Genomic DNA, 11,974 nt, shown 5'->3' with positions numbered 1-11,974 from the left:
AACTGGTTTATGCACCGCCTTTATGGGGTGGCTATCTGAACACCAACCTGTTCTGGCGGCAGGAGCCGGGACATTTTGAAGCGCTTGATGATGATTTCGGCGCTGCCGTGCGGTTTCAGCTGAAGTTTTGAGGGGTTATTTTGTTTAACCTCAAGCGCCGGGCGGGCACATCCGTGCCCTTGGCTACGCGCCATAAGGCGCGGCGGCCGGTCGGCCTTGCCTCGCTGTGCTCGGACGATGCTCTTGAACGATGCGCTAATGGTCTCGCTAAACCGACGCGAAGCGGAGGCAAGCGCGACTGCGCGCCCGAGCTTATGCGAGGGAAGCCAAGCGGGCGGATGCCCGCGCCCGGCGCCTGAGGTCCTAAAAGACTCTCTTAGTCGCCTTGACCAGGTTTTTCAGAGAAATGCGCCTCAAACTTGCCTTCAACGCCTTTAAATTCGTCGGCATCAGCAGGTGGTTCGCGGCTGACGGTAATATTCGGCCAGCTTTCAGAATATTTGGTGTTCACTTCGAGCCATTTTTCGAGCCCGTCTTCGGTATCCGGCAAAATGGCTTCGGCTGGACATTCCGGTTCGCAGACACCGCAATCAATACATTCGCTGGGATTGATGACGAGCATATTGTCGCCCTCATAAAAACAATCCACCGGGCAGACTTCAACGCAGTCCATATATTTGCATTTGATACATGCGTCGGTAACAACATAAGTCATCGGGTCGTCTACTCCATCTTAAAGACCATATTGGGATTGGCCATTGCCTCACTGCTATTGCCCAAAATTAGCAACGTCAACAGTTGGTTTCTTGGCCTAATCTATTGATCAGTGCGCAAAATTTCAAAACAGCTTTGTGCATCCGGCGCGCTTCCGCGGCGCAAGGGCAATGCTGAGATACGAATGACATGCACTTCTCGGCCTTTCGGAATGGTTAAAATGTCACCTTGCCGAACCATCATATGTGCACGATCCACGCGCCGTCCGTTCAAACGAACCAATCCCTTATTGGCCAGTTTCTTCGCCATTGTGCGATTGCCAGCAAAGCGCAAAAACCAAAGCAGCTTGTCCATCCGGATCGTCGGTTGATCGGGTTTTGACGGCGTCGACTTTTTGCCTTTCAATGCTGCATCCTATTTTTTCATCGCATCCTTCAGTGCCGCCAGTTCAGCAAAGGCTCCGCCTGCGGTCGCCAAGACCGGTGCCGGTTTGCGCGGCGGTGAACCGGTTTTTTTCGACCGTTTGCCGGCTTTACGATTGTGATGTTTTTGGGGCTTGCCGGCGCGGGCTTTGCCCATGCCCTTCCAGCGCCAATAGGGACCTGCAGCCGGTACCGGATCAGCGGCCGCGCTTTTTTGTTGTTCTGCGGGAGCGTCAACCGGAGCGCGATCATCTGGCACAGTCGGCACTGCTTGCGCGCCCGGCGCCTCCTGTTCCACCTCTTGTGCTGCCTCTTGTTTGGGGGCCTTCTCCGCGGCGCTTTTTGCTTGGTTGGTTGGCGCTGGCACTGCTTCTTCCGGCTTGTCTTCGGTTTTTACAAAACCCGCCATTGCGAGCAAAGCGTCATGGGTATCGGTAGACAAGCCGAGCGATGTTGCAAGCGCCGGGTCGATAGTGAATATCGGGCCAGCTTGACGGGCTTCATGGGCCTGTTTGATAAGCCGTTCGGCCATGTCCACCCGGACATATGCGGCGCCAATACTCCGAAACCCCAGTCGGCTCGCATGATCTGGCGAAGCAAATGTCCAATCTTTCAAATGCACGGCATTGTCGCCCGGCAGCGTAATCATTGGCCGCGCATCCAATGCTGCAAACAGGGCCGTGCGCCACAATACTGCACCGGGCTTCATCAACGCGTGGTGGAAAATATCGAGCGCCCCGAAAACCAATCCGCCGCGGCGTGCGACACCGCGCATATCATTATCCATCGCGCGCACCGCTTGATCCACTTGTCGCCGGTCAATAATGCCGCCAGCTTCGACAATTTGTGCAAATAAGGCGCGTACCGATGCCGGGGTATTGGCATCATGAGCCAGCGCATCAATTTTAACCAGGCCCTCAAGGTGCTTGGCCTTCATCGCCTCCACCCATTGCTTAACCCGTTCTTCGGCCTTTTTGCTATTTTCTGGTGAAATATCTTTTAGCGACCGATCAAATTTAATCTCCGGGTACAGCAAATTTTTGCCTTTAGCGAGAACCGCTAGCTTCGCTTCCTGCCACAGGATTACCGGCTGCCCCGCGTCATCAGCCACCAAGGTCAATTCGCTATCAGGGGCTTTGGCCAAGGCATTGGCTTTGTCGGTCATAATCGGTCCCAAATATCTTTCCGCTGCAGCGAGCAGCATCTTACGGTCTTCTCTCCGGCTATCCGAAGGCACAACAAATTGGAACCCCTTGAGCGTGCCAATTTGCAATCCATCAACCAAAATGACGCCGTCGCTTTCCAAGGCCACATCTTGCGGCAACGCCTCTTTTGACAATCCCCGCATTAGCACGCGGGTGCGTTTGTCGACAAATCTCTGGGTGAGCTGGCTGTGCATCGCATCGCTGAGCCGGCGCTCCAATGTCCTGGTCCGCTCGACCATGACCTGCGCTTGTTCAACCCAGCGTGATTTCTGGGCAATATAGCTCCAGCTGCGCGCAGCGGATATGCGCGCGGCGAGTGTTGCAATATCGCCCTGCACATTTTCCAGCCGGGCAATTTCCTGTGCCATGCGCGCATGTGGAATGCGGCCGCTGCCTTGCGCCAAATACGGCCAAAGCGACGCGATGAAACGGGATTGATGGTCCGCCCCCACTTTTCGAAAATCAGGTATAGACGCCGCTTCCCAGAGCAGCCGAACCTTCTCGTGGCCCACGGCCAGCTGACTGATATTCGGATCTTGCGCAAGGCGCTTCAGCACCGCCAGATCAACGGCTTCCGGAGCGGCTTGCAAATGGCGGTTCTGCGGCTTGTCTTCGAGCGATTTGATCAATTCGGAAACACTGCCCATTTCCGGTTCAGCATTGCGCCAATAGAGCCATTCCAACGTTGGAAAATCATGATCCTCCAGCCGTTCAATTTCTTCTGGCAGCAGCTCGTCAGAAGATGCCAGTCCTGATAATATACCAAAACTGCCATCTTTTTGATGCCGTCCCGCGCGTCCCGCAATCTGTCCAATTTCGGCCAGCGTCAGACGGCGGCGGCGGCGGCCGTCAAATTTCTTCAAGGCGGCAAAAGCGACATGGGCCACATCGAGGTTCAGCCCCATGCCAATCGCATCGGTAGCGACCAAATAATCCACTTCGCCATCCTGATACATTTTCACTTGAGCATTGCGCGTCTGCGGAGACAAAGAGCCCATGACAATTGCCGCGCCGCCATGTTGCCGGCGCAACATCTCGGCAATGGCGTAAACATCTTCAACCGAAAAGGCGACAATGGCGGAGCGCCGCGGTAAACGTGATAACTTGCGCGGGCCCGCATAGCTCAAGGTCGAGAAACGCGGACGCGATACAATATCGGCGTCCGGGATAAGCGCCGCGACGAGCGGACGAAGACTGTCGGAACCCAATATCATGGTCTCGTCTCTGCCGCGTATATTCAGCATGCGATCGGTGAAGATATGACCGCGCTCGGGGTTCATGCCGAGCTGCGCTTCGTCAATCGCGACGAAACTGAAATCGCGGTCCATCGGCATGGCTTCTGCTGTGCACAAAAACCAGCGCGCATCCGGCGGGACAATTTTTTCCTCACCGGTGACCAAAGCAACCCGATTAACCCCTTTAAGGGCGACCACCCGGTCATATACTTCCCGGGCCAGCAAGCGCAGCGGGAACCCAATCATACCGCTTGAATGGGCGCAAAGCCGCTCAACCGCCAAGTGGGTTTTGCCGGTATTGGTAGGGCCGAGAACGGCAATGACAGAAGACGGGGAGTAAGCGGACATTGGCTGCACATCACCGCATCCGCATCGCGCTGGCAAGCAGTTTCCGCCCATAAAGGTTAATTTTTGCGGCTTTGCGGCTGGATATCGGTGTTTCTACACGGTTGACCGCATTGCAACAAAGGGAAGTCGGATCTTAATTTGACATTAACCCTATTCCTTCACAGAGACAGAAATATTATTGCAACGACTGTCTCTTTTGCCTCGCGGGAAAAGACCGTTGCCAAGGGGTGTTTTTGTTTAAGAGTATCGACATGCTTGCTGATCAGGGAAATGGAGCTGCCGCCATTGCAGCCGACCCTCCCACGCCTGCATTTTCGCTACCGGAAAAATGGTTTGGTCTGCCCGATCATTGGCTTGAATCAATATCGCAGATTGAATGGGTCCCGGACCTTGGCCGGGATATTGGCAGTTTCACGTGGATCCGCGGTTTAATAACCTTGTCACTTTTGTGCGGCATTGCCATTGCTTGCCTGCCTGATTTTGGGCCAATCCGCGGTCATGAAAGCGCCGCACTAACCGGTTTTCGAGCCGATCAGGCGCGATCACAAACCATCGCACCCATGGCATATGGGTCTGATACGGGATTGCGCATGGCGGCCACAGACGCCGTCCGTCCGCTCGCGCAAAGTCCGGAACGCCCCTCTATCGAATTGGTTGCAACCCTTGGTCGCGGTGACAGTTTGCGCCGGGTACTCCAACGGGCTGGTGTCGCCAATTTGGAAGCTAGGGAAGTTACCAATTTGGTCGCTGACGCCGTCCGGCTTGACGAGATTAAACCGGGTACGAAAATCGATGTGACGCTCGGCCGGCGCCCTGCAAAAAATCAACCCCGGCCGCTGGATCAACTGGCATTTCGGGCGCGGTTTGATCTCAATCTGGAAATATTGCGCGACAATGGCCAATTGTCGCTGAATCGCAAACCGATTTTGGTTGACGATACCCCGCTGCGCATCAAAGGGGTTGTCGGTTCCAGCCTTTATCGATCCGCCCGAGCCGCAGGTGCCCCCGCCGATGCAGTTCAAAAATATTTGCAAGTAATCGGCAAAAAAATGTCGGTTTCGCGCGACATCAGATCAACCGACGAATTTGACATCATCCTCGGCTATCGCCGCGCCGAAACCGGTGACGTGGAAGTGGGCGACCTGCTTTATGCTGGCGTTGAACGCAATGGCAAAGCCAAAGCGCAAATGCTGAAATGGCAAAGCAATGGCCGCACCAATTGGTTTGAAGCATCTGGTGTTGGTCAATCCAGCGGCCAATTGGTCCGGCCTACAGCAGGCCGGAGAACATCAGGCTATGGCATGCGCCGTCATCCGATTTTGCGCTATAAGCGGATGCATAGCGGCATTGATTTTGGCGGCGGCTACGGCGCGCCAATCTATGCCGTGACCGACGGAAAAGTAACCTTTTCTGGTCGCAAAGGCGGCTATGGCAAATTTGTCAAAATCAAACATAGCGGCGGTTTGGCTTCTGGCTATGCGCATATGAGCCGCATTGCCGTCAGCAATGGTCGCCGTGTCCGCCAAGGACAGATTATCGGCTATATCGGGTCAACCGGCTTATCCACGGGCCCGCATCTTCACTATGAACTCTATCGCAATGGCCGAACGATTAATCCCAATTCAGTTAAATTCGTCCAGCGTGCCCAGCTGAGCGGCCGTGAATTGCGCCGCTTTAAAGGCGAATTGCAGCGGTTGCGTCAGGTCACGCCCGGCGCTGCGCTCGGAGCTTTGAAGAGCGCCTCCACCGGCCCCAAAAGACAACGCGAAATCAGCCGACTGAGCAAAAGCTCGATTAGCTAAAACCCAGCCTCACTTTATAAATCGCCCAGACAAATTTGCGTTGCCGCATCCAGCTTGGCGTCCGGCGGATTCATTTTTTCACCAATACCGTCCAGGCTTTTGTCCAATTCTTCAGCCATGCATGTGCACACAGGCGTCGCATCTGCTTCCAAGGCTCCGGCTTTTTTCGCCTCAGACACACAGCCGACGACAAACTCGCTATTCCAGCTTTCATTGAAACTTTGGTTAAATGCGCCGGCAAGGCTGTTTTCATCATCGGCACTTCCACAGGCGGAAATTAAGCTGGTCGTAGCCAGAAGTGCGGCGGTGAGAAAGGCGGATTGAAGGCGCATATTGGTTTCCTTTTTGTCGCGAAATTAGGGGCCATGAGCAGCCGTAGAGAATATCCTTACGGAGTGTGAGGCTCAAACCCATTGTCGGTGAGTATCATCGCTTTCAAAGCTACACCCATTTGCGTTTTGGCCAATAAGCTAGCATTTTCATATTGGGAATTCGCAATGACCAGAGCCACGCGCTTGGCGCTGGCCGGACTGGCCGCCACAATTGCCATCATGATCAAGGCCGCCAACAGTCTGGTAATCCGATTCGGCATCGCCTGCATTCCCTTCCTCTAACCACAGTTCTAAAAGAACCGAACGGGCGCCGCAAGGCGTTCACCGCGCTATTTCAATTGCTCTCGCCGATCGCCGCTTTATATTGCCACCCATGACTGACCTTACCGCCTATCCCCGGACCCGCCTTCGTCGATCTCGCGCTACCGCCTGGAGCCGCGCAATGGTGCGGGAAAATATCCTCTCGCCTGCCGATCTGATTTGGCCGCTATTCATCGTGGAAGGCGATAATGTTGAAGAACCAATAGATTCTTTACCCGGCGTATCGCGTTGGTCGATCGACCGCATCGTCGCCCGGGCCAAAGAAGCTCGTGACTTGGGCATTCCCTGCGTGGCGCTGTTTCCCAATACACCAAATGATAAACGCAATGACGACGGATCCGAAGCCTTGAATGTCGACAATTTAATGTGCCGCGCCACCAAAGCGATCAAGGATGCTGTGGGCGATGATATCGGGATCCTGACCGATGTTGCGCTCGACCCCTATACCACCCATGGCCAAGACGGATTGGTTGATGCCCAAGGCTATGTCGAAAATGACCGAACGCTCGATATATTGATCAAGCAAGCCTTGAATCAGGCCAATGCCGGTGCCGATATTATTGCGCCATCCGATATGATGGATGGCCGCGTGGGAGCGATCCGCGACAACTTGGAACTCGCCCATCATCATAATGTCCAGATCATGGCTTATGCCGCAAAATATGCGAGCGCCTTTTATGGACCTTTTCGCGATGCCGTCGGCTCGAGTGGCACTTTAAAAGGCAATAAAAAAACCTATCAGATGGATATCGCCAATGGCGACGAAGCCATGCGGGAAATCGCATTGGACATTGCCGAAGGCGCCGATAGCGTCATGGTCAAACCCGGCTTGGCTTATCTGGATATCGTGTACCGGGCGAAAACAGAATTTAACATTCCAGTCTTTGCCTATCAGGTTTCCGGCGAATATGCGCTTGTCGAAGCCGGGGCAGCAGCGGGTGTCGGCGATCGCGACGCGTTGATGATGGAAAAGCTGATCGCGTTCAAGCGCGCCGGATGCTCTGGGATATTGACTTATTTTGCGGCGGATGCGGCGCGGCTATTGCATGGCTGAATTCCGTCTTGAAACGGACCGGCTGGTCATGCGCTCGTGGCGCGATGATGATGTCGATATTTTCCATGCTATTAACAGCGACCCGCGAGTGAGAAAAACTCTGGGTCCGATCATGACCCGTCAACAGGTGATCGATCTGATCGCCTGGATGCAAGATCTTCAATCGACACATGGTCATTGTTTCTGGGCCTTGGAAACGAAAGAACCGCAAGAATTAATCGGATGGTGCGGCCTTATTCGCGGCGGGGAAAACACGCCGGCTTTTGAAAAGCTGGAAATTGGTTGGCGCATGGCGTTCGCCCAATGGGGCAAAGGCTATATCACCGAAGCGGCAGAAAAATGTTGTTCATGGGCGGCCGAACATTTTCCGGACGAAAAAATATGGGCGATTACCAGCGAAAATAATCATCGCAGCCGGGCGGTGATGGAACGGCTCCAAATGAAGTATAAGCCAGCACTGGACTTTGATCATCCCAATGTCGATCCAAAAAGCGATTTGCTGCGTCATGTCACTTATGTAAGGGAATATCATCATGTCTGATCCGCTCATCCTGCCGTTTAATGGCAAAACGCCGAAAATCCACGAATCCGCTTTTATTGCACCCGGTTGCAAAATTATCGGTGATGTTGAAATCGGACCGGAATCAAGCATCTGGTATAATTGTGTGATCAGGGCAGATGTTAATTTCATCAAAATTGGTGCGCGCAGCAATATTCAAGATGGCACCACAATCCATTGCGACAGCGCAACACCAGTAACGCCCAATGGGCATCCCACGGTGATCGGCGATGATGTGTTGGTGGGACATATGGTGATGTTGCACGGGGCAACGCTCGAAGACCGCGCCTTTGTTGGGCTCAGCACCACGGTCATGGATGGCTGTGTGATTGAAGGGGATGCCATGTTGGCAGCCGGTGCGACCTTGACCCCCAATAAACGCATTCCCACCGGGCAACTCTGGGCGGGTTCACCAGCAAAATTTATGCGTGATCTGCCAGAACCGGCCATTGCCGGGATGCGCCTAGGCGTCGCGCATTATGTTGAAAATGCCAAAGCCCATAAAGCCGCCGTGGAAGCAGCAAGCACATCCTAAGCCGCTTAGCGAAGCTGGCTCTTTAGCTGGTCCAACGTGGTTTGCTGCGCAGCGACCTGGGCTTCAATTTTTTCCCTGAATTTAGCGATTAACACGGCCGCACCCTTTTGTTCGCCGGTAAATTCCGCATCCAGCCTTTGCATATAGAGCGAATCAATATCCGCCAAAGCCGAAACGGAAGGACTGCGATCCACTTCAAGCGAAGACAAATCAACCTGTGCGGCAACCCATGATTCGCTTGACGGAGCAGCGCCCCGTGCGGCTGATACGCTTTTCCGCACTTTTGACAGCTGCGTCAGGAACGTCTCGTGCGCGCTGTTGCTCTGGCGGACAGCCGCATTCACAGCATCTTGCAAGGGAGCCGGTAAAGCGCGCAACGGATCAATCGGCGCGGCGCTGGGCGCTGTCATGACCGGTTCGCTCTCAATCGGGCGCTTCGCCAGCGAAGGAAAATCACCCGATTGCATGGCACAAGCGGACAAACTCAGCCCCAATAGGAGCGGCAAAATCAGAGATTTTTTCATGGAACATCTTTACTCTGCAGCGATTGCGGCGGCAATGGTCTTTGCAACCGGCGCCGATGGCGCATCCACCTTGGAAACACAGGCTGCAATATATTGGCAAAAATCGGCCAAGACCGGTTGACACAGCCATGCCCATCTAGTAGCTGCGCACTCTTTCCAGCGTGAGCCGAGAGACTCGCGTTTCCTTGCTTGCGCGCTGGAACCACAAGATTGAAACGGAAAAATGCCATGTTCGCAATAGTGCGCACCGGCGGTAAACAATATCGTGTTGCCGCAGGAGATATAATCGCAGTCGAAAAACTAGCTGGTGAAGCCGGTGATTCGGTAACGCTTGATGATGTTTTGCTCGCCGGAGACGGTGGCGAAATGAAAGACGTCAAAGGTTTGACCGTGGCGGCTGAAATTGTTGCGCAGGAAAAAGGCGAGAAGGTCATTATCTTCAAAAAACGCCGCCGGCATAATTACCGTCGGAAAAATGGTCATCGCCAGCAGCATACGGTGCTGAAGATCAGTGCGATTGGCGCGGCCAAAGCAGCCAAAAAAGCAGCACCGAAAAAAGCTGCAGCCAAACCGGCAGACGAAAAACCAGCTGCTGAGAAAAAACCAGCCGCAGAGAAAAAAGCGGCACCGGCCAAAAAAGCCGCCGCCAAGCCAGCGCCGAAAAAGGCCGCTGCTAAACCTGCTGCTGCCAAAAAGGCGCCAGCAAAAAAACCAGCAGCCAAGAAACCAGCCGCTAAAAAACCGGCTGCGAAGAAAAAGGACTAAACCATGGCACATAAGAAAGCAGGCGGTTCGTCGCGTAACGGCCGTGATTCAGAAGGCCGCCGTTTAGGCGTCAAAAAATATGGCAGCGAAGCTGTAGTTGCTGGCAATATTATTGTCCGCCAACGCGGCACTAAGACCCATCCGGGTCGCAATGTCGGCATGGGCAAAGATCACACACTCTTTGCGCTTATTGACGGCAAAGTCGCCTTCCACAAAGGCAAGCTCGGACGCAAATATGTGTCCGTCGATGCCATGCCGGAAGCCGCTGAATAATTGGGCAATCGATAACGGGTTGTCCTTCAAGGGATGACCCAGTTGGTTGATACAACCATCAAAATTCAGGGAGAGGGTCACCCCTCTCCCTTTTTTTTCGTGACCACTCTCTCCCTGATGCCAATGTCACTGCATTGTCACGCCGAACATCTAAGGAACGGCGCAAGACATAGCAGGGACAGCAACACACGACGACTATCAGGAGGAGTCCACATGTTCGCTAGAACGCCTAGATTATTACTGAGACCCGGTTGGACCGAAGATGCCGGTGCCCTGCACCAGGCCATTAACGATGAAGCGATCATCCGCAATCTTGCGCGTGCCCCGTGGCCCTATACGCTCGCCGATGCGCAGGAATTTCTCGCCCTGCCTCACCATCCTAAAATTCCCCGTTGGTTAATCTATCGACGGACCGCCGCAGCGCCCGCGCTGGTGGGCACTTGTGGCTTTTCCGATTTGCCTGATGGCCAGGTCGAATTTGGTTATTGGATCGCACGCGACCATTGGGGCCTTGGCTATGCCACCGAAGCCGGGCGGGCTGCGCTGGAATCGGCTCGGTCTTTGGGCCATCGCAAATTTTTTGCGTGTCACTTTGTGGACAATCCCGCGTCCGGCAATGTGCTGTTGAAATTGGGTTTCCGGACGACTGGCCGTACAGAGCCGCGCTTCAGCAAAGGTCGGCAAAGCAAAGTCGATGCGGTGGAATTTGAACTGTCCTTGGACAGCGACATGGACAGCGAGGTCGCGCGACCACTCGCCGCTTAGGCGACGTTCGACAAAGGATTTTCCTTGCGCCCCTCTTCGAGACGAGTCACCGCAGTTTCTGGATCGGAAGAATCCATGATCGCGGCCTCATATTCGCTTTCGGCCAATTGAATCAGGTCGCGATCATCTTTGTTCCACGGATGAAAGCCTGGCAGGAAAAACTGAAACCAGGGCCACACTGTATGGCGAAACGGCGCTGGGCTAATCAACGCATAGCGTGCCAGGCCGAACCAGGCGCGCGGACCGGATATTCCGTCTTGTTGCAAAAGGTCAAAAATACCTTTGCTGCGATTTTTGGCAAAACCGAGCGAAATGCGAATCATGAATGTAGATTGGATGGCCCAACGCTTAATTGGATGCCAATCCTTGGTCGCATGCAGCCATGTGTCATAAGCGACCCCTTTATGCTCTACTTCTTCCGATGCATGCCATAGCCACATTTTGCGCTGTTCTTCATCCGCATTTTCAAAATGCTTGGGATTGGCAATAAATTCTGCCGCCATGATCGCGGTCAAATGTTCGAGACAGGTTGTAGCGACCAATTGTCCAATTAACGGGCGCTCCGCAATTTTATCAATCACATTGCTCAGCGTCTCTTCCAACCGCGAAATGTCATAGTTGGATTGTTCAATATGCTTGTTGAAGAAGAGATGTTCACGGCTGTGAACCGCTTCTTGTTGGACAAAACCGCGAATTTCGCGGGCAAGTTTTTCGGGGGCGTCATCGCGATATTGCTTCAACACTTTCATGAAAAATGTTTCACCCTTGGGAAAAGTGATCGATAATGCATTGAAAAAGGCCGTGGCATATGGATCCCCGCCCACCCAGTGGCGGCGTTCCATCGCGGCGCTTGAAAAGTACCGATTGCGCGATTGTATATGTAGATCCGCAGGCGTCGCGCTGCCCGCGATAGCCGGTTCGGCTTCGGACTGCCCTGTCTGCGATGAAACATTGCCCATTTCTGTGCAAAACCTCCTGAAAATCCAATAGCTGCGCGACCAGTTTTTTGGTTAAGCAATCTATAAATGAGGAGGGTTAACAAAATGCTGATAGCAGCCAAAAAATTCGCGGTTAATCAGACGTTTACAAGTCAATTCAAGTAAAAATAACAGCAATTTGT

At 53.7% G+C, this 11,974-nt stretch carries 15 protein-coding genes; 8 read left to right on the top strand and 7 right to left on the bottom strand.

What is annotated here, in order from left to right; all coding sequences use genetic code 11:
• Positions 1 to 376: 376 nt before the first annotated feature.
• From fdxA to ABJU74_RS09785, 3 genes are all read right to left on the bottom strand, one after another.
• Positions 377 to 715 carry a ferredoxin FdxA gene (gene fdxA / locus ABJU74_RS09795; protein ID WP_108811229.1) on the bottom strand — a complete coding sequence of 113 codons (339 nt, stop codon included), beginning with the start codon at positions 713 to 715 and terminating at the stop codon, positions 377 to 379.
• A 101-nt stretch (positions 716 to 816) separates the two neighbouring features.
• Positions 817 to 1,068 (bottom strand): S4 domain-containing protein, encoded by a 252-nt coding sequence (locus ABJU74_RS09790; protein ID WP_348384001.1) that lies wholly within the window; start codon positions 1,066 to 1,068, stop codon positions 817 to 819.
• 60 nt (positions 1,069 to 1,128) lie between these two features.
• Positions 1,129 to 3,924: a helicase-related protein gene (locus ABJU74_RS09785; protein WP_348383203.1), complete on the bottom strand. Its 2,796-nt coding sequence runs from the start codon at positions 3,922 to 3,924 to the stop codon at positions 1,129 to 1,131.
• A 233-nt stretch (positions 3,925 to 4,157) separates the two neighbouring features.
• On the opposite strand from ABJU74_RS09785, the gene ABJU74_RS09780 reads away from it, so the two are divergent.
• Positions 4,158 to 5,726 carry a M23 family metallopeptidase gene (locus ABJU74_RS09780; RefSeq protein WP_348383204.1) on the top strand — a complete coding sequence of 523 codons (1,569 nt, stop codon included), beginning with the start codon at positions 4,158 to 4,160 and terminating at the stop codon, positions 5,724 to 5,726.
• Positions 5,727 to 5,740: 14 nt separating this feature from the next.
• Here the strand turns inward: ABJU74_RS09780 and ABJU74_RS09775 are convergent, their stop codons facing one another.
• Together ABJU74_RS09775 and ABJU74_RS09770 are read right to left on the bottom strand one after the other, a co-directional pair.
• Positions 5,741 to 6,058 carry a hypothetical protein gene (locus tag ABJU74_RS09775; RefSeq protein WP_348383205.1) on the bottom strand — a complete coding sequence of 106 codons (318 nt, stop codon included), beginning with the start codon at positions 6,056 to 6,058 and terminating at the stop codon, positions 5,741 to 5,743.
• Between the two features lie 56 nt (positions 6,059 to 6,114).
• Positions 6,115 to 6,318, bottom strand: coding sequence for a hypothetical protein (locus tag ABJU74_RS09770; RefSeq protein ID WP_348383206.1), 204 nt, complete (start codon positions 6,316 to 6,318; stop codon positions 6,115 to 6,117).
• Between the two features lie 113 nt (positions 6,319 to 6,431).
• Here ABJU74_RS09770 and hemB point away from each other — a divergent pair, with 113 nt between their 5' ends.
• Genes hemB through ABJU74_RS09755 form a run of 3 tightly spaced genes read left to right on the top strand, consistent with a single transcriptional unit; the run spans position 6,432 to position 8,527 of the window.
• Positions 6,432 to 7,433, top strand: a complete 1,002-nt coding sequence (gene hemB, locus ABJU74_RS09765; RefSeq protein ID WP_348383207.1) for a porphobilinogen synthase — start codon at positions 6,432 to 6,434, stop codon at positions 7,431 to 7,433.
• Positions 7,426 to 7,974 carry a GNAT family N-acetyltransferase gene (locus ABJU74_RS09760; RefSeq protein WP_348383208.1) on the top strand — a complete coding sequence of 183 codons (549 nt, stop codon included), beginning with the start codon at positions 7,426 to 7,428 and terminating at the stop codon, positions 7,972 to 7,974. The genes hemB and ABJU74_RS09760 overlap by 8 nt, the downstream gene beginning before the upstream one ends.
• A complete protein-coding gene (locus ABJU74_RS09755; protein WP_348383209.1) occupies positions 7,967 to 8,527 on the top strand; it encodes a gamma carbonic anhydrase family protein in 561 nt (186 codons plus the stop codon). Before ABJU74_RS09760 ends, ABJU74_RS09755 begins: the two co-directional genes overlap by 8 nt.
• Before the next feature lie 5 nt (positions 8,528 to 8,532).
• On the opposite strand, the gene ABJU74_RS09750 is transcribed toward ABJU74_RS09755, so the two are convergent.
• Positions 8,533 to 9,051, bottom strand: a complete 519-nt coding sequence (locus ABJU74_RS09750) for a hypothetical protein (RefSeq protein ID WP_348383210.1) — start codon at positions 9,049 to 9,051, stop codon at positions 8,533 to 8,535.
• On the opposite strand from ABJU74_RS09750, the gene ABJU74_RS09745 reads away from it, so the two are divergent.
• The 4 genes from ABJU74_RS09745 to ABJU74_RS09730 all read left to right on the top strand — a co-directional run bounded on the left by ABJU74_RS09745 (position 9,050) and on the right by ABJU74_RS09730 (position 10,854).
• Positions 9,050 to 9,172 (top strand): hypothetical protein, encoded by a 123-nt coding sequence (locus tag ABJU74_RS09745; protein ID WP_348383211.1) that lies wholly within the window; start codon positions 9,050 to 9,052, stop codon positions 9,170 to 9,172. The two genes, ABJU74_RS09750 and ABJU74_RS09745, sit on opposite strands and share 2 nt — an antisense overlap.
• A 107-nt stretch (positions 9,173 to 9,279) precedes the next feature.
• A complete protein-coding gene (gene rplU, locus ABJU74_RS09740; RefSeq protein ID WP_348384002.1) occupies positions 9,280 to 9,816 on the top strand; it encodes a 50S ribosomal protein L21 in 537 nt (178 codons plus the stop codon).
• Positions 9,817 to 9,819: 3 nt separating this feature from the next.
• Positions 9,820 to 10,089 (top strand): 50S ribosomal protein L27, encoded by a 270-nt coding sequence (rpmA, locus tag ABJU74_RS09735; RefSeq protein ID WP_348383212.1) that lies wholly within the window; start codon positions 9,820 to 9,822, stop codon positions 10,087 to 10,089.
• A gap of 213 nt (positions 10,090 to 10,302) precedes the next feature.
• The gene (locus ABJU74_RS09730; RefSeq protein WP_348383213.1) at positions 10,303 to 10,854 is read left to right on the top strand and encodes a GNAT family N-acetyltransferase; all 552 of its coding nucleotides are present in this window, start codon (positions 10,303 to 10,305) and stop codon (positions 10,852 to 10,854) included.
• On the opposite strand, the gene ABJU74_RS09725 is transcribed toward ABJU74_RS09730, so the two are convergent.
• Positions 10,851 to 11,813: a metal-dependent hydrolase gene (locus ABJU74_RS09725; protein ID WP_348383214.1), complete on the bottom strand. Its 963-nt coding sequence runs from the start codon at positions 11,811 to 11,813 to the stop codon at positions 10,851 to 10,853. The two genes, ABJU74_RS09730 and ABJU74_RS09725, sit on opposite strands and share 4 nt — an antisense overlap.
• Positions 11,814 to 11,974 lie beyond the last annotated feature (161 nt).

Origin of the sequence: Parasphingorhabdus sp. (assembly GCF_039982415.1) — a bacterium.
Lineage (GTDB): Bacteria > Pseudomonadota > Alphaproteobacteria > Sphingomonadales > Sphingomonadaceae > Parasphingorhabdus.
Note: the sequence above shows the minus strand (reverse complement) of the source record. Positions and strands in the feature narration are given on the sequence as shown.